Genomic DNA, 16,323 nt, shown 5'->3' with positions numbered 1-16,323 from the left:
TTAACCCCCCAGCAACCAGGCGAGCAATCCTTTTTTCTCAACATTCATGAAGCGATGCGGGCGATCCTCGCCCAGAAAACGAGCGACCAGATCGTCGTAAGCCTTACCGGCGTCACTATTCTGGTCATTGATCACGGGCGAGCCGTCATTGGAAGAGGTGAGGACAGCCGGAGACTCCGGAATGACACCGAGCAGATCTATGGACAGAATGTCCTGGACGTCCTGCACCGACATCATTTCGCCGTTTTCGACACGCTTGGGGTTGTACCGGGTCAGAACCAGGTGTTCCTTCAAACGGCCCTGTCCGGACTCGACTTTCTTCGTCTTGCTGGCCAGCAGGCCCAACACGCGGTCAGAGTCACGAACGGACGAAACTTCGGGATTGGTTACCACCAGCGCTTCATCGGCAAAATACATGGCCAAGTGGGCGCCTTTCTCAATTCCGGCCGGGGAATCGCAGATGATGAAATCAAAATCCTGCTTCAGCTCATTCAGCACGCGCTCGACACCTTCCTGGGTCAGGGCATCCTTGTCGCGGGTCTGGGATGCCGCCAGGACATAAAGATTATCAAGGTTCTTGTCCTTGATCAGCGCTTGCTGGATACGGGCTTCGTTGTGAATAACATTAACGAAGTCAAAAACCACGCGGCGCTCACAACCCATGATCAGGTCCAGGTTACGCAAGCCGACGTCAAAATCGATGACGACGGTCTTGTGACCGAGCTTGGCGAGTCCGGTGGCGAACGAGGCGCTGGTTGTCGTCTTGCCGACACCACCCTTGCCTGAAGTAACCACGATGACTTTGCCTTTGGCTTTATCTTTGGCCACGGTTCCATTTCCCCCAGTAAAAAGTACAGTTGATCAATCGAGCGATTCTATCTCTAAATGACTGTCCGCAGACAGTCGGCACTGCACTCCTTTACCGTGCAATTGTGTCGGAATTTGTTCAGAAACCATATATACACCGGCAATGGCCAGCAATTCGGCCTCCAGCTTCTTGCAAAAGATCCGGGCGTCAGGATTTCCGGCCGCACCGGCAATGGCGCGGCCCCGCAAAGTGTTGTAAACATGGATGGAACCGTCGGCTATCAGCTCGGCTCCGGCGCTGACCGGCGCCAGCACAATCAGGTCGCTGTTCTCGGCATAGACCTGCTGGCCGGAGCGAACCGGTTCGGTGATGATACGACTCGGCAGGGCGGGCGCCGCCGCGACAGGCGCACTGGCCTTCGGCGTTGCCGCGACAGGTGCTTTCACCGTACGCGGTTGGGTATGGTCCGGGGGAAGAATGGGTAAATCCAGTGCGGCTGCCTGCGGGGCGAGTATGCCGTCGGACACTCCGAGGATTTGCAGCCCGGTCTTGCGCAGAATCTTGACCAGCCAGGCGAGATCGATGTCAATCTGGGACTCAATGATGACCGGCAGACCCTGTTTCAGGTTGGGGTTATCCACCGTCAACTGGGTCAGGTCTTCAATGATCGTCTGGGTGTTGTCCGACTGAACTTTCAGCCGGGAAAGGGTCAGGATACGACCCATCAAGCGCAAGGCCCGTTGTTCTTCCATAGGTATAATCGTCTTGGATGAAGTTGCCCGTAAAGCAGCAGGCGAAAGGCGGAAGATACTGCTAGTTTAGAGGCAAGACAAGACGAATGGCACACCCTTTTACGATTTTTCCCCGGCTTCCTCGCGTTTCCAATGCTGAATGGATACTTGGGCCTTGATCAGATCAATGGCCTCCAGTGCAATCTGCTCGACCGTATGCGAAAGTTGCGGATCGGGACGAGTGAAATTGTCATAAAGCGACCCGGACAATATCCCCAGCGCCTGATTGTCCGGCTGCCCCAGATCCCGCAGTATCCGCGCAGTCATGGCATTCACCAGGCCTGAAACCACCTCATTGATTTCCTGCTCCACGCGGCCGCCCACCAACGGAAGTTTCCGGCGCAGCGCCTGCCACTCCGGGCTTTGCCTGACCGCTTCGGCAATGACCTGCTCCAGATAAACGGCCAGCGCCTGCTCATGCTGCCGGTAACTGTGGGCCGTTACCTGACTTAGGCTGACCGAGACCCATTGCACCAGCGCCTGCCGGTGCGGGTCCAGTATGCGTGCGCGCACCTGTTCGGAAACCGGTCCGCCGGAACGGATTTCCTGCTGCACGCCCTCCAGGACGTTCAGCACAATCCGGTCGGAAATCTCTTCCAGAATGACGTTGTAGTACTTCTGAACGGTATCAATCAAACCGGTGCCAAACAGCAGCAGGCCCATGCGATTGAGACGGTAGAAAATCGACACCAGCCTGAACAGCCGCAATGCTTGCAGTCCTGGCAGGCAACCCAGCACGTCATACCAATGTATGAAGGGATAGAAAAACCAGCGGTGATAAGTTTTACGGCGAACGGCAATACCCCAGCGCAACAGCAACTCACCAATCAGCAACCCGGTCAGCACGGTATCAAAGAGCAGGGCGGGCCGGTGCCAGTGCTGTTCATACCATGGGGCGATATCCGGCCGGAATTGGTTGAGCAGGATACCGGCGCCGCTGTCCAGCAGCAGATTGTCCGCCAGCAACCACAGCAGGTTGACTGAAACCAGCAGCAGTACGAACAGGTCGACCACCAGCCATGGTGCTTCATGACGGTGTTGTTTCAGGGCATGCCAGCGAATGGGCATCAAAGCATTCCGTGACTTAGGGGCGAAAGCCGCGAAGCCGGGGCGGCCGAGCGGCCCGCCCCGGTGCATTTGGTTCAGAACAAGGACAAGAAGGGCCCGCTGCCAATGATGCGACTGAAGCGTTCCATGGCGTAGGCATACTCGGCTTCCGGCAGGGCCGGGCAAACAATGGCCGCACGCAGGGTGTTACGCACCAGCTTGCGCTTCTCATCATCCGTTTTCGGATACCGCTGAAGCTTGAACAGGGTCATCTGCCGGGAGATGCGCAGATCCTGCTCCTCCTCCGGGCTGGGTAAATCCAGCAGGATTTCCAGCAGCAGGCAATGCTGGTTGAACAGAGTCAGTTGCTGTCCAGGTTCAACTTCCAGGGTGCGCGGCAAATGCGACCAGCGCTTGACCAGTTCTTCGGAAAAACTGGCTGGCAGGGCGTCTTCCTGCCAGCCGGCCTGCAGGGACTCCGCCGTATCACCGGCCATCACCGCATGCTCGGCTTTCAGGCAAAACTCCATGAGTTGGGTCAACCGTTGCAAGTCAGACCGGAAATCCGCCTGCCTCGCGGCGCTTCTCTCAGCGGCCAGTCGCTGGCGAATATCCGCCAGGCGGGTGCGGAGTACGGCTTGCTGATCCCGGGGCACGGTCAGGCTCAGGGATTCGAAAGCATCCATCAGGGCCACGGCAACTTCACCGCCGCCTTCGGTCGCCATGACTTCCTCCACCTGATCCAGCAGTTTCGAAGCCTGTTCGACCATATCCTGGTCTTCAGTCTTCTGCTGGGTCTTGACGTCTTCACGGCGGGCGAACAGCGCATCGCAATGCTCGCGGAACTCTTCCCAAAGCTTTTGATCGCGGGCATGACCGCAAGAGCCGGTTTCCTTCCAGGCTTGTTGCAGGCCCTTGGCTGCCTCGCAAGACCCGCGAACATCATCAGAGTCCCTCAGGGCGGCGGCCTGGGCAATCAGTTGCTGCTTGCCTGCCTCATGCCGGCTGTACTCTGCCTGCAACTTGGCTTCCAGGGCATTAAGGACGCTGGAAAAGCGCGCCTGCAAGGCCTTGTGCACCTTGGAACTGACGGGGTGATGGCGCTGCCATTCGTCGCGCGCGGCGCGCAAAATGGCGACATGGCGCTGCCAATTAACTTCGGCGGGCATATTGGCCGAATACTCTTCCAGTTCCTGGCAAAGGGCGGTGCGCCGTTCGGCATTGGCGTCTTCGCGGGATTTCTGTTCATCAAGGTGCTTTTTGACAGGCTCCCAGGCTTGTTGGCCCAGATCCTGGAATTGCTTCCACAACCGGCGCTCTTCGTCATTATTGACCTTGCCCAGCGCCGACCATTCGGCCTGAATCTCCTTGATGATCTCCTGACGGGCGTCAGGGTCAGTCATTTCTTCCGTTACCAGGGCCGCCATACGCGCTACCAAGGCTTCTTTCTTGGGCAGGATGGCGAAACGCGCCCAGTCTTTCAACTTGTAAACTTCGTCTCCAAGCTCCTGAAGCCGTGCGCTTTTCAGCTTCAGGGTTTTGAGCAGCTGCCGCGCCTCCTTCAAGGCCTTTTCAGCCTCCAGCACATGACCTTCCTGCACCAGGCTGGAAATCTTGTCCAGCAGTTCCACGACTTCAGCCGGAACTTCCTTGGGAGCCTTCGGGGCCTTCTCGACACGGGCGGAGGTCTTCTTGCGGGGGGCATGCAGTTGCGCCTGTTCCACAAGCGCTTGCGCCTGCTTCAACAGCCGGGGCACCCGCGCCTGTCGGTTCAGTGACAGGGGCTTCAATACATCGGCAAGACGGGACAAGCCAGCGGCATCTTCCGGCTGGGCAGTCAGGCCGGCCAACAGGGTACCGACTTCAACCTGAACACTGTCAGCCTGCTCTAGCAACTTCGCCAATTGACGCGCTTCCTTTTGCAGGGCTTCAAAGCGGTGGCGCAATCCGGACTCCGGCGCAATCACTGCCAGGGCAATACCCCAACGACCTTCCAGCTGGGAAAGGGCGGCCGTGTAGTCGGCAGGGGAAACCCATACTTCCGAGCCGGTCAAGGCCTCCAGGCGCAATTGCAGGGCCTCAACGAGGTCATGCTGTTCCTGCCGGGCAATGACTTCCGCCTCCGAGGCGCGGGTGGACTCCGCCAAGGCGAACCGGGCAGACTGGGTTGCCGCCTCAAACCGATGCTGAAGATCGGGGGTGACACCGGAATCAGGGCGGATCGTCGCTTCTTTCCATTGCTGCTCAATGCTTTGCAGCTTGGCGGCGAACAATGGAGACACGGAGTGGCGACTGTGTGCCTCCATGTCATGACAGAGCTTGTCCAGATGCTTCTGCTTTTGTTCCTGCGCCTTGATATCCGCCTGCGCCGAATCCAGACGGTGCCGGATCTGCTTGTATAAGCCCTTGTCTTTATGACGAATGGCATCGGCGGCGAAGGCGAGCAGGGTGTCATCGGTAATCTGCGCGGCTGCCAACTGGCGAATGCGGGAACTGGCATGCTCGCTGACAATTGAGGCCAACACGTTTTGATCGTGAATCCGGCTCAGGGCCGCTTCACGAATCTCCGGCGTGGCGCCGAACAGGGCGAGGGCCTGCAGGCGATCGATGTCCTGCTGCTGGTAGAAATCAGGATTGTTGTTGTCCACTACCAGCAATTCCCCCAAGCGCTGCTCGATGGCTTTGCGGGCAGCCGCACCGCTCATGCGGTGCTTCTGGATCAATTGACCGATATTGGCGGTGGGCGGAATGGCATTCTGGCGTGTCTGGGTATCACGTCCCTTGGCCATTTCCTTTAGATCAGGGCGTGACGCCGGCTTTGACGGTGTGGCTGGCCGCACTGGCGCCTGTCGGGAGGGTGCCGGTTTAGGTTTGGAATCGGACCAGCCCAGCCAGCGCTTTAAAATGTCTGCAATACCCATGATAACGCCTTGTCTTGAAATTAGTTATTGTTCAGGCCTGTTGACTCAGTCAACCATCAACAGATCCTTTTCCTGCCGGATACCAGAGTTCCAGCCTTGGAACTCCTGACGAAAAACCGGCTTAATTCCGTATCAGTCCTGCGGAGAGGCAAACGGAATCGGCCTTATTCTGGCAGATACAATAACCTGTCGGACCCGTCCTGACCAGAAGCCGACGAAACAGGGACGTCCATCCGGATAATTAATGGTTCTATAAGGGTGAGGGCGCAGCAGAGAATTATGCCGCTGAAGAGGGTAGCGGTTGCAGGAAGGCCTGCAACCGTGCAGCAAAACCAAACACAGATCAGGCCAAGACACCCCGCTTTTTGAGGTCGGCAATCTGTTCGGGGGAATAACCCTGAGCCTGCATCACCCGGTCAGTCTCTGCACCCAGATGGCCACCCGTCAGGTTGTACTTTACTGGTGTTGCACTGAAAACCACCGGGCATGCGATTTGTTTTTGCCGTTCGCCATTAGCCATCGGAACATCTACCACCATGTTGCGGTCACGCATTTGCGGATGTTCGCAAGCTTCAGCAAAAGTCAGCACCGGCTCGACACAGACATCCAGTGCCGCAAACCGGGCAACCCAATCCGCCAGAGGCTTCTGTATGATCACGGCCTGAATGGTTGACTTGACCAGCTTCACCGTTTCCGGCTGCTTGCTGATTCCCAGCGACAGCAACTCCGGTTTTTCAATAGCCATGCAGAAACCCGAAAAGAACTGAGGCTCCAGTCCGGCAATACTCAGGAAACGATTATCCGCTGTACGGTAGCAGTCATAGAAAGAACCGCCATTGAGACCATCTGTCTCCGGTTTGGGCTGCTCATTGCCAACCAGGGCGGGCGGTGCAGTCAGAGCTTGCAGGCTGAAAGCGGCATCCGTCAGGGAAATATCAACAAACTGGCCTTCACCCGTATTCAAACGGTGGATAACCGCCGCCAATATGCCGCCAACCGCATAGAGCCCGCCGGTGACGTCAGCAGCCTGAATGGGCAAGGGCAGGGGGCCGGCATCCTGGCGACCGGTATAGTCCATGATTCCGGCCACAGCCAGATAATTCAGGTCATGGCCGGCGCGGTTCCGGTAAACCCCGTTTTGCCCGTAACCGGTAATGGCGCAATAAATCAGCTTCGGATTAATCGCTTTCAGTTCTTCATAACCAATCCCAAGCCGTGACATGACGCCGGGACGGAACTGCTCGACCACCACATCGTATTCCTTGACCAGGCTGCGGACAACTTCCAGCCCCTCAGGCGTCTTCAGGTCAATGGCAATACCGCTCTTGTTACGGTTCAGGCTGGCATGGCAGGCTGAAAGCCCGTCGCTGTCAAACGGCGGCATGATCCGCACCATATCAGGGCGTACCGGGGCCTCAACACGCAGCACCTCCGCGCCCATGTCCGCCAGCAGTCGGGTGCCGAAAGGGCCGGGCAGCAGGCCCGTAAAGTCCAGAACTTTCAATCCAGCCAGTGCAGTCATCATCTTGCCTCATCAGGTTGTTGTACAAACGTCCAAATAGTGCGGCCTAAGATACGAAAGATGGCTGCAAAAAGCTATTGTCTCAGCATCATTTTCATCACAAACGCCGGATGCCGGCTTATGGAAGCTTCTGAGCGGCATATCTACCGCCAAGAAGCTTTCAGGAAGAATAAATACGCTTTATAATCGGGATCGTTTTACCAACCATAATCATCGGGTTATTTTTCATGAGTCAGAATTCCTCCCGTTTCGACTTCAACGATCTTTCCTATGCCGAGTTGCAGCAATTAATAATTGACGCCAAAGAAATGATAGAGAAAAAACAACAGGCTGAGATTCGAAAGGCTTATATTGACGTTCTGCAGATTGCTTCGCGCGCAGGCTTGGGCATTGATGAACTGATTGCGTGGGGACGTCGCGATCACCGTAAGCGCGGTTCCAACCAGTAACATCACCGATTGAGCCTTTGTTCCGGATGGAATGGATATATCCGGGACAGCGCTCATTATATTCCGCGAGATGCGGGTGAAGGCTGCTTGATATAGAAAGAGGGAATCAGGCGGAATGTGGTGCCTGGAGCCGGAATCGAACCGGCACGGCGGTCACCCGCCGAGGGATTTTAAGTCCCTTGTGTCTACCGATTTCACCATCCAGGCAGGATGTAAGTCTTGCAGAAACAGATTTTGGAGGCTGGGACCGGATTCGAACCGGTGTGGGCGGAGTTGCAGTCCGCTGCATGGCCTCTTTGCTACCCAGCCAAGAGAGCGCAAATCATAGTAATGCCGCCGCCTCCCGTCAAGAAAAAATCGATTTTTCAACAATCAATTGCATAGGAATTGGCCCCTAGCCCGCGTTATGCGACAATTTGCCCCCTTTGCCGTAGCCCGGTAACTCTTCAGGAAACCTTCATGCCGCCATTGATTCTGGATGGAAAAAAACTGTCTTCCCTGGTTGAACAGGATTTATCGATGCGTGTCGCCGGCCTCAAGGCCCGCACCGGACGCACCCCTATCCTGGCAACCATCCTGGTGGGGGATGACCCTGCATCCGCCACTTATGTCAAGATGAAGGGTAACGCCTGCCGCCGAATCGGCATGGAGTCACTCTCTGTACCCATGCCATCGACCACCACCACCGAAGAGTTGCTGGCGCGTATTGATGCATTGAATGCGGACCCGCTGGTACAGGGCATCCTGCTGCAACATCCTGTTCCGCATCAGATCGACGAGCGTCTGTGTTTTGACGCCATTTCCATTGAGAAGGATGTGGACGGCGTCACCTGCCTGGGCTTCGGCCGCATGAGCATGGGCGAAGCCGCCTACGGCTCGGCGACTCCGCAAGGCATCATGACCATTCTTCAACACTACGGTATTGAACTGGAAGGGAAACATGCTGTGGTTGTGGGTCGCAGCCCCATCCTGGGCAAGCCGATGGCGCTGATGCTGCTGGCCGCCAACGCGACGGTCACCGTTTGCCATTCCCGAACCCGTGATCTGGCCGGGCATGTCGGCCGCGCCGACATCATTGTCGGTGCAGTCGGCAAACCCGAATTCATCAAAGCCGAATGGATCAAGGATGGGGCCGTGGTGGTGGATGCCGGTTATCACCCCGGCGGAGTGGGGGATATTGAACTGTCCGCGCTGGGTGAACGCATCAGTGCTGTGACACCGGTGCCGGGCGGGGTTGGGCCGATGACCATCGCCACGCTGATGACGCAGACGGTCATGGCTGCCGAGAAGCAGTGGGGCGCGGTCTGAGACGAACCGCTGCTTACAGAATATAATAAATCAGGGGGCTGAAAGCCCCCTGATTTATCAGGTCATAAACGTCGCATCAGGACCAGAAATAACTCTTCTGACGCTTAATGATATTGTCGGCAATATAATGCGACAGGGCTGCGACCGTCAGCAACGGATGCTGGACAGCAATGGAAGGCAATATACTGGCATCAGATACGAACAGGCCGCTGATTTCATAGGTTTCACCAAACGGGTCGACAATCGCTTTTTCACGATCGGCCCCCATGCGGCAACTGCCTTGTGCATTCAATGACAGCAGGCGCATGGAGAAAATCCCCAGCGACCCATATTCGATACTGTCCACCACCTGATCAAGCTCCTCCAGCGAATTGGCCTGAAGCCGTTGATAGGTGGGCAGATAAACCCGCTCGGCGCCAGCGGCGAAGAAGATACGGCCCGCCCGCTTCAACCCCAACTTGAAGACTTCAAACTCGTCCTTGGTCATGTTCCATTCAATACGACGTGAACCGCCGCGCACGGGGCCGCTCCAATGCACAAAGCCATGGTTGCTGTCCGGAACCAGCACGTTCAGGCCGGAGAGGTACTTGAACTCCTCAATGAAGCGGATATGGTCCACGCCCATCGACAATTCGTTCTGCGCCATCAACTGCACCGGAGCCACCAATCCGGACTCCATCAACATCCGGCCGGACTCCTTGGAGAGGAACTGGTCAACATGCATGCCGGCGAAAGCACCGCGAAAGCCGTAAACCGGCACCGGGAACTTGCCCAACACCACGACCACAGGATGCAGGGCCAGATTACGGCCCAGCTGGTTGCTGCGGTTGGGCATACCGCTGCGTTGCAGCAGCAGGGGAGTCTGAATGGCTCCAGCCGACGAAATCACCAACTGGGCGTTGACCTTGATATTGCAGACTACGTCATTATTATCCGGATCACGCACCTGTCCAGTGACACCCATGGCCCGGCCGTTCTTGACAATGATTTTTTCGACATAGGTATCGGCATAAAGGCGGGCGCCGGCTGCAATGGCCCACGGCAGGTAACTGACCTGCATTGAGGTCTTGCGGTCGGAAGGGCAACCCGCCAGACAGTGGCCGGTCAAGGCACATTGCTTGACATTACGTGACTGGGGACGCCAAGACCAGCCCAGCGCTTCACAACCGCGAATCACGGTGTTGGCGGTATCGTTGATCTCATGGGGCTCATTGAGGTGGACGTGCAGCCTCTTCTCAACTTTTTCATAATACTTGTTGAAAGTTTCCGGCTCGAAAGCGGTCAAGCCATACGTTTTAACCCAGTCCTTCAGCACTTCCTCGGGAACTCGCGCCGCAATGGCGCTGCTGATGACCGATGAGCCGCCGACGCAGTGACCTTCCAGAACCACCATGTCGCCAATGGTGTTGGTCTGGGTGCCAACGTCCTTGTAAAGGTTTTCCAGCGCCCAAGCCATGTCCTCGGTAAACTGGCTGCTGGGAATATAACGGCCCGACTCCAGTATCACGACGCTTTTGCCGGATGCCGCCAGTTCATGGGCGATCACAGCGCCACCGGTGCCAGAACCCACCACGACCACATCAGCATTCAGGACAATGTCATCACTGCTGCGCAAGTCGCGGGCCTGGATAACGGTCAGGCCCTCTTTGGACATTTCTTTATAAATCATATTATTCCGGTTCCTTCTTGAGCGGGACCATGCATGTAAGTATCAGACGTTCAGGTCAAGTTCGGTGTCAATGGGCAGCGGCAGGTTCCCCAAACGGCGAATGCCCCACTTGGCCGACACCGGGCCGTCATAATCCAGCGCCTCCCAGGTTCGCGGATCGCGCCAGTAGGCGACACCCAGCAGGGTCTTCATACTGACCACCAGACCACCCTGGAAGGAAAGTCCGGACTGCCAGGCGCGTGCCTGCTTCAGGGCTTGCTCGTCATTCAGGGATGAAAAGCGACGCAGCTTGTAAAGCGTGGTGTATTCCAGGGTTCTGGACCCCAGGGACAACAGGAAACGGGTGTCGGCGTTCAAACGGCCTACCATGCGATCCAGGTTTTCCATGACCGGCACCGTTGTGGTGCTGGGCAGCTTTTCGAAACGCTGGGTTGGCAGGAAAATCGTCCGCATGCGGTCAAAGACCTTGAATTCCAGCAGGCTAAGATGACGGATTCCGATCGGGAGCGCGTCATCGGCCAAGGCGCGCACCGGAAAGGTCATGGCAGTGGCGGCAGTCGTTCCCAGCACCAGACCGGTTCTGAGAAAACGCCGCCGTGAGAGGGCGGCAAGCTGGTTTTCAAGCTGGGCAAGTGCGGGATCTTGCTGCGACATGGGTCGTCCTCGACAATGGAGACTGCCGGGAGGCAGTAAATTTCTAGTTATTCAAGCCGGGTTTCCAAGTCTAGCCCAAAGTCAGCAACTATTTAAGCCCGGATTGGCGCATTAAGACGGCTTTATGTCGTGTTTCCGTTGCCTTCATTGCGGATCACGACCGGCAGCGCCTGCAGGTCACCGCTGTTGATGCTGATTTGCGGGAAGGGAATGGATATCCCGTGCTCGTCAAAGCTGCGTTTCAGGGACTCCTGTAAAGCGTCCTTCACGTCGGCAAACACTTCCCGGCGTGTCCATACCGCAAACAGCAAGTCGATGGAGGAGGGACCGAAGGCCTGGACAATCACTTGCGGCGAGGGCTCATCCAGCACTAAAGGGTGCCGGTCGGCCAGATCCATCAGAACCTTTCGCACCTTGCCGACATCTTCGCCATAAGCCACGCCCACCTCTATCGGAATACGGCGAATGGCGAAACGGCTGAGGTTTCGAACTTCGGACTTGATCAACTGCTCATTGGGGATCCTGACAAAGATATTGTCCACCGTGCGCAACTTGACCGACAGCAAATCAATTGACAACACCTCACCTTGGGTGTTGTCCACCTGAATGATGTCACCCACGGCAATGGAACCTTCTCCGATCAGGAACAGGCCGCTGATCAGGTTCGACGCCGATGTCTGGGAGGCAAAGCCGATGGCGACCGTGAACACCCCGGCCGCACCCAGCAGGACACTGAGCTTGAAGCCCGCCTCATGCAAGGCCGACATCACGAACAGCAGCAACAGGAAGTAGAAAATGGCGCGCCGCCATACCAGCAACTGATGCGCCGTCAGACGGTAGCGCATGGTGCGTATGAACGCGTTAGTCACCAGCCAGGCCAGAAAATAGCCAACCAATAACAGCAATCCGCCGATGATGAAGCCTTCAATGCGGTCACTGACAGGCAAATTGATCAGGCGGTCGAGAAAGCTTTCCTTGGTAGCCATGTTTGACGTTGGTTCCAATTAATTCATTAAGTGTTCGAACATGCGGGACAAGGTATCAACATCCTGCTCGCGAGCCCGGTTGACCAGGCGGACCACTCCGGCCGCCTCATTCATCTGCGGGTCAATGCGCACCCGTGGCTGGCGGGCGCCGGGATGTCGATCCACCAGCAGGCCCGGTGTCCAAAGGCGACCATCGGTAGCGGCATACAAATCCAGCAGCGGCATCGGCATGCTCAGACGCTCAACCGGCATGGGATCCTGGGCGTCGTTGCGGATACTGACCGGTGTCACAACCCGAAAAGCCCTGATCGGCAACTGGGCCAAATCGGTGCGGCCGCTCACCTTGGTGCCATAGCATAAGCGCCCTTGGGCGGGAGATGAACCAAACCAGGTGTCGCTGGGTCGTATGACCGGCTCATCCAGCAAGGGGAAAGGCTCTTTTTCAGTACGAACCTGCACCCATAACGGCGTACTGACATACAGAACAGCTGACTGTCCGCCGGGAATGAACAGCGGGTTGACCGGCTTGATAACGACCGAACGGTCAGCCGCCGCCGGCAGAATCCTGAGCAAAGGTGAGGTTCGGTTGAACAGGTGACGACCCGGAACCGCATTTTCCAGAGGCAGCGGCGCCGGGGAGACCACGTCCCACGGCTGCTCGTCTTCATGCTGCAACGGGCTGCGCAGGGACTCGATCTGCCACTCCCGGTCACTGCGGGTCACCCGGAGATCAAGGCCCGCCAGCCGCCAGCAACGGCTTTCACCGGCCTCAAAACGGAATTCGCCCCACCAACTGCCCTGATTCACGCGATTGCACCCAATTACCGGAATTTCGCCAAGACTACGCATCCGCAGCGAAAAAACAAGGCGGATTGCTGCTTCCCTCACCAAAATGCCACCATAGCCTGATTGAGCAGAAGGTCTTTCATCCAGTATGCTTGCTTGGCATATACATGCCGTCAAAACTACGAGAAAAGCGCCATGTCCCGTCAGGGTCAATTACCCTACAGTTTCGCCAAACGCCACGGTGTCCTGCTGGTCAATCTGCCTGATCAGCCGACAACCTTGCTGGTGCGTGAAGACGCGCGCCCTTCCAGCCTGATGGAGGTGCGACGTGCACTTGGCATGATCCACAACCATGAAACCGTCAGCGTGGCGGATTTCAATGTCCGTCTCGCCGGGGCTTATCAAGGGGACGGTGGCGAATCCCAGCAGGCCGTGGCCGGTCTGGAAGACCATCCCGACCTGGAAAGCCTGGCCGAATCCGTGCCGGAAACCGAAGACCTGATGGAACAGGAGGACGACGCCCCGATCATCCGCCTGATTAACGCCATGCTCAGCGAGGCCATCCGCCTCAACGCCTCCGACATCCATGTGGAATCCTTCGAGAAGAAGTTATCGGTGCGCATGCGCGTGGACGGTCAGTTGCGTGAGATCGTGCAGCCCCGGCGCGAACTGGCGCCGTTGCTTGTTTCCCGGATAAAAGTGATGGCCAAGCTCGACATTGCCGAGAAACGGGTGCCGCAGGACGGCCGCATTTCATTACGGTTGGCGGGACGGGAAGTTGACGTGCGGGTTTCCACCATGCCTGCCAGCCATGGTGAGCGCGTGGTCATGCGCTTACTGGACAAGCAGGCCGGGCGTCTGGACATTGGCCATCTTGGCCTGCTGGGCCATGACCACAAGCGGCTGCGCGAGCTGATCTACAAGCCGCACGGCATTATTCTGGTGACCGGGCCCACCGGCTCCGGCAAAACCACCACCCTTTATTCCGCGCTGACCGAACTGAACGACCAGACCCGCAATATCCTGACCGTGGAAGACCCGATCGAATACCAGCTGGAAGGTATCGGCCAGACCCAGGTCAACACCAAGGTCGACATGACCTTCGCCCGCGGTCTTCGCGCCATGCTGCGCCAGGATCCGGATGTCGTCATGGTCGGGGAAATCCGCGACATTGAAACCGCCGAGATTGCCGTGCAGGCCTCGCTGACCGGCCACTTGGTCTTGTCTACCTTGCACACCAACACGGCGGTCGGTGCGGTGACACGGTTGCAGGACATGGGGATTGAACCGTTCCTGCTGTCTTCCTCGCTGTTGGGCGCCCTGGCGCAGCGGCTGGTGCGGGTGTTATGCACCCATTGCCGCCTGGCCGTGACAGCCGATGCCGAAGAATGCGGCCTGATGGGAGTCAATCCGCTGCATCCGCCAACCATTTACCGGGCGGTAGGCTGTGACAAATGCAACTTCAGCGGTTATCGCGGCCGGGTCGGCATCTATGAGTTGATGGTGGTGGACGACACCATGCGCCGCCTGATCCACAGCCATGCCGGTGAGCACGAACTGGAAGCCCACGCCCGCACCATGGGGCCCGGCATTCGCGCCGACGGCCTGCGCAAGGCAATTCTGGGCATTACCACACTGGAAGAAGTGTTGCGCGCCACCCGGGAGGGCTAAGCAAAAATGCCCGCCTTTGATTTCGTAGCGGTTGACACCCAAGGACGCAAGCAAAAAGGCGTGCTGGACGGTGACAGCGTACGCCAGATCCGCCAGCAACTTCGTGAAAAGGGCTGGCTGCCGGTGTCGGTCGATCCGGCGGCGGGGGAGCAGAGCCGCGAAGAAAAAACCGGCCTGTTGCAGTCGCGTAAAGGCATGGGCGCGTATGAACTGGCCTTGGTGACACGGCAGATGGCGACGCTGATCCAGGCCGGCATTCCCCTGGAGGAAACCCTGCGCGCCGTTGCCCGCCAGACCGAAAAACCGGCCACGCAAAGCCTGCTATTGGCGGTGCGGGGCAAAGTGCTGGAAGGGTACCCGCTGGCGCAAAGCATGTCCGGTTATCCGCGAGCCTTTCCCGATCTGTATCGGGCCACTGTCGCCGCCGGTGAAAAATCCGGACATCTGGATCTGGTGTTGCAGCAACTCGCCGATTACACCGAAAACCGCTACACCACCCAGAAACAGATCCAGGGCGCCATGATCTACCCGATCATCCTGACCACGTTGGCGCTGATGATCGTCACCGGATTGCTGGCTTATGTAGTGCCGGACATCGTCAAGGTCTTCAAGAATTCGCACCAGCAGTTGCCCTTGCTGACCCGTGGCCTGATTTCACTCAGTCACGGCATCAAGAGCGGCGGCCCCTATATCTTGGTCTTGATGGGCATTGGCGGCTGGATGCTGAAACGCTTCATCAGCACCGACCGCGGCCGCTATGCCTTTGACGCCTTGATGCTGAAACTGCCGCTGGTGGGACGCATGGTGAGGGGAGCCAACTCCTCCCGCTTCGCCAGCACCCTCAGCATCCTCAGCAAGAGCGGCGTGCCCCTGGTGGAGGGCCTGCACATTTCAGCCTCCGTCAGCAGCAACTGGCTGATCCGGGACGCCATCAAGGATGCCGCCCTCAAGGTGACGGAAGGCGGCAGCCTCAGCCACTCCATTGAAAAAAGCGGTTATTTTCCGCCAATGATGGTGCAGATGTTGCGCAGCGGTGAATCCGGTGGTGATCTGGACGAAATGCTCAGTCGCGCCGCCACCATGCAGGAACGGGAACTGTCTTCCCTGATCACTACCTTGGTAGGCCTGTTCGAGCCGCTGATGCTGCTGGTCATGGCGGGCGTGGTACTGCTGATTGTCCTTGCGATCATGCTGCCCATTGTCAGCATGAACAACCTGGTTCACTGAACCGTGAACCGCTAACCCCTGACCGGTCCGGCCGCACACCGGACCACCCCGGCTTTTGAGGTCCCCTATGTTGAAGCAGCGCGGTTTTACCCTGATCGAAGTGATGGTCGTGGTTGTTATCCTGGGCATTCTGGCCGCCATTATTGTGCCGAACGTGATCGGCAAGGATGAACAGGCGCGGATATCCACCACCAAGTCCAGCCTGGGCAGCATCGGCAATGCGCTGGAAATGTACCGGCTTGACAGCCACAAGTACCCCACCACCCAGGAAGGGCTGGATGCGCTGGTGAACAAACCCGCTTCGGCCAAGGTCTGGAACGGTCCTTACCTGAAGAGCCTGCCCAGCGATGCATGGGACAGCCCGTTCCAGTATGTTGCTCCGGGCCGCAGCGGCCGGAAATATGACATTTACTCTTTCGGACCCGATGGGCAGGAAGGTGGTGAAGGTGAAAACGCTGATATTTACAGCGATTAAGGCCAAGCC

The 16,323-nt window shown here is 57.6% G+C and carries 14 protein-coding genes and 2 tRNA genes; 5 read left to right on the top strand and 11 right to left on the bottom strand.

Going from position 1 to position 16,323, the window contains the following annotated elements; genetic code table 11:
- The 5 genes from minD to Q7T36_RS00460 form a co-directional block, all read right to left on the bottom strand.
- Positions 1 to 828 carry a septum site-determining protein MinD gene (minD, locus tag Q7T36_RS00480; protein ID WP_304842853.1) on the bottom strand — a complete coding sequence of 276 codons (828 nt, stop codon included), beginning with the start codon at positions 826 to 828 and terminating at the stop codon, positions 1 to 3.
- A 33-nt stretch (positions 829 to 861) separates the two neighbouring features.
- The gene (minC, locus tag Q7T36_RS00475) at positions 862 to 1,560 is read right to left on the bottom strand and encodes a septum site-determining protein MinC (protein ID WP_304842851.1); all 699 of its coding nucleotides are present in this window, start codon (positions 1,558 to 1,560) and stop codon (positions 862 to 864) included.
- A gap of 99 nt (positions 1,561 to 1,659) precedes the next feature.
- Positions 1,660 to 2,667 carry a hypothetical protein gene (locus tag Q7T36_RS00470; protein WP_304842849.1) on the bottom strand — a complete coding sequence of 336 codons (1,008 nt, stop codon included), beginning with the start codon at positions 2,665 to 2,667 and terminating at the stop codon, positions 1,660 to 1,662.
- A gap of 74 nt (positions 2,668 to 2,741) precedes the next feature.
- Positions 2,742 to 5,435, bottom strand: coding sequence for a DUF349 domain-containing protein (locus Q7T36_RS00465; protein WP_304842847.1), 2,694 nt, complete (start codon positions 5,433 to 5,435; stop codon positions 2,742 to 2,744).
- Between the two features lie 475 nt (positions 5,436 to 5,910).
- Positions 5,911 to 7,092 carry a CaiB/BaiF CoA-transferase family protein gene (locus Q7T36_RS00460; protein WP_304842845.1) on the bottom strand — a complete coding sequence of 394 codons (1,182 nt, stop codon included), beginning with the start codon at positions 7,090 to 7,092 and terminating at the stop codon, positions 5,911 to 5,913.
- Positions 7,093 to 7,316: 224 nt separating this feature from the next.
- Between Q7T36_RS00460 and Q7T36_RS00455 the strand changes: the two genes are divergently transcribed.
- A complete protein-coding gene (locus tag Q7T36_RS00455) occupies positions 7,317 to 7,538 on the top strand; it encodes a hypothetical protein (protein ID WP_304842843.1) in 222 nt (73 codons plus the stop codon).
- Between the two features lie 118 nt (positions 7,539 to 7,656).
- Here the strand turns inward: Q7T36_RS00455 and Q7T36_RS00450 are convergent.
- Both Q7T36_RS00450 and Q7T36_RS00445 read right to left on the bottom strand, forming a co-directional pair.
- Positions 7,657 to 7,745: transfer RNA gene (locus tag Q7T36_RS00450), tRNA-Leu, on the bottom strand.
- Positions 7,746 to 7,773: 28 nt separating this feature from the next.
- A tRNA-Cys gene (locus Q7T36_RS00445) sits at positions 7,774 to 7,847 on the bottom strand.
- Between the two features lie 150 nt (positions 7,848 to 7,997).
- On the opposite strand from Q7T36_RS00445, the gene folD reads away from it, so the two are divergent.
- Positions 7,998 to 8,846, top strand: a complete 849-nt coding sequence (folD, locus tag Q7T36_RS00440) for a bifunctional methylenetetrahydrofolate dehydrogenase/methenyltetrahydrofolate cyclohydrolase FolD (protein ID WP_304842841.1) — start codon at positions 7,998 to 8,000, stop codon at positions 8,844 to 8,846.
- Positions 8,847 to 8,922: 76 nt separating this feature from the next.
- Here the strand turns inward: folD and Q7T36_RS00435 are convergent, their stop codons facing one another.
- The 4 genes from Q7T36_RS00435 to Q7T36_RS00420 all read right to left on the bottom strand — a co-directional run bounded on the left by Q7T36_RS00435 (position 8,923) and on the right by Q7T36_RS00420 (position 12,962).
- Positions 8,923 to 10,515: a GMC family oxidoreductase gene (locus Q7T36_RS00435; RefSeq protein ID WP_304842839.1), complete on the bottom strand. Its 1,593-nt coding sequence runs from the start codon at positions 10,513 to 10,515 to the stop codon at positions 8,923 to 8,925.
- 42 nt (positions 10,516 to 10,557) lie between these two features.
- Positions 10,558 to 11,169 carry a hypothetical protein gene (locus tag Q7T36_RS00430; RefSeq protein WP_304842836.1) on the bottom strand — a complete coding sequence of 204 codons (612 nt, stop codon included), beginning with the start codon at positions 11,167 to 11,169 and terminating at the stop codon, positions 10,558 to 10,560.
- Positions 11,170 to 11,291: 122 nt separating this feature from the next.
- On the bottom strand, positions 11,292 to 12,155 hold the full coding sequence (locus Q7T36_RS00425; RefSeq protein ID WP_304842834.1) for a mechanosensitive ion channel family protein: 864 nt from the start codon (positions 12,153 to 12,155) through the stop codon (positions 11,292 to 11,294).
- An 18-nt stretch (positions 12,156 to 12,173) separates the two neighbouring features.
- On the bottom strand, positions 12,174 to 12,962 hold the full coding sequence (locus Q7T36_RS00420) for a hypothetical protein (protein ID WP_304842832.1): 789 nt from the start codon (positions 12,960 to 12,962) through the stop codon (positions 12,174 to 12,176).
- 174 nt (positions 12,963 to 13,136) lie between these two features.
- Here Q7T36_RS00420 and gspE point away from each other — a divergent pair, with 174 nt between their 5' ends.
- From gspE to gspG, 3 genes are all read left to right on the top strand, one after another.
- Positions 13,137 to 14,612 carry a type II secretion system ATPase GspE gene (gene gspE / locus Q7T36_RS00415; protein ID WP_304842830.1) on the top strand — a complete coding sequence of 492 codons (1,476 nt, stop codon included), beginning with the start codon at positions 13,137 to 13,139 and terminating at the stop codon, positions 14,610 to 14,612.
- 6 nt (positions 14,613 to 14,618) lie between these two features.
- Positions 14,619 to 15,839: a type II secretion system inner membrane protein GspF gene (gene gspF / locus Q7T36_RS00410; RefSeq protein ID WP_304842828.1), complete on the top strand. Its 1,221-nt coding sequence runs from the start codon at positions 14,619 to 14,621 to the stop codon at positions 15,837 to 15,839.
- Positions 15,840 to 15,906: 67 nt separating this feature from the next.
- Entirely contained in the window at positions 15,907 to 16,314 is a 408-nt protein-coding gene (gene gspG, locus Q7T36_RS00405; RefSeq protein WP_304842826.1) for a type II secretion system major pseudopilin GspG, read from the top strand.
- Positions 16,315 to 16,323: the final 9 nt, after the last annotated feature.

Origin of the sequence: Fluviicoccus sp. (assembly GCF_030646115.1) — a bacterium.
Classification (GTDB): Bacteria; Pseudomonadota; Gammaproteobacteria; order Pseudomonadales; family Moraxellaceae; genus Fluviicoccus.
This window is presented reverse-complemented; position numbering and strand designations above follow the sequence as displayed.

Bases quoted from the DNA above. Each gene is read 5' to 3' on its own strand.
- minC (WP_304842851.1), bottom strand. From the start codon at position 1,560: ATGGAAGAACAACGGGCCTTGCGCTTGATGGGTCGTATCCTGACCCTT.
- Q7T36_RS00470 (WP_304842849.1), bottom strand. From the start codon at position 2,667: ATGCCCATTCGCTGGCATGCCCTGAAACAACACCGTCATGAAGCACCA.
- Q7T36_RS00465 (WP_304842847.1), bottom strand. From the start codon at position 5,435: ATGGCCAAGGGACGTGATACCCAGACACGCCAGAATGCCATTCCGCCC.
- Q7T36_RS00460 (WP_304842845.1), bottom strand. From the start codon at position 7,092: ATGATGACTGCACTGGCTGGATTGAAAGTTCTGGACTTTACGGGCCTG.
- Q7T36_RS00455 (WP_304842843.1), top strand. From the start codon at position 7,317: ATGAGTCAGAATTCCTCCCGTTTCGACTTCAACGATCTTTCCTATGCC.
- folD (WP_304842841.1), top strand. From the start codon at position 7,998: ATGCCGCCATTGATTCTGGATGGAAAAAAACTGTCTTCCCTGGTTGAA.
- Q7T36_RS00435 (WP_304842839.1), bottom strand. From the start codon at position 10,515: ATGATTTATAAAGAAATGTCCAAAGAGGGCCTGACCGTTATCCAGGCC.
- Q7T36_RS00430 (WP_304842836.1), bottom strand. From the start codon at position 11,169: ATGTCGCAGCAAGATCCCGCACTTGCCCAGCTTGAAAACCAGCTTGCC.
- Q7T36_RS00425 (WP_304842834.1), bottom strand. From the start codon at position 12,155: ATGGCTACCAAGGAAAGCTTTCTCGACCGCCTGATCAATTTGCCTGTC.
- gspE (WP_304842830.1), top strand. From the start codon at position 13,137: ATGTCCCGTCAGGGTCAATTACCCTACAGTTTCGCCAAACGCCACGGT.
- gspF (WP_304842828.1), top strand. From the start codon at position 14,619: ATGCCCGCCTTTGATTTCGTAGCGGTTGACACCCAAGGACGCAAGCAA.
- gspG (WP_304842826.1), top strand. From the start codon at position 15,907: ATGTTGAAGCAGCGCGGTTTTACCCTGATCGAAGTGATGGTCGTGGTT.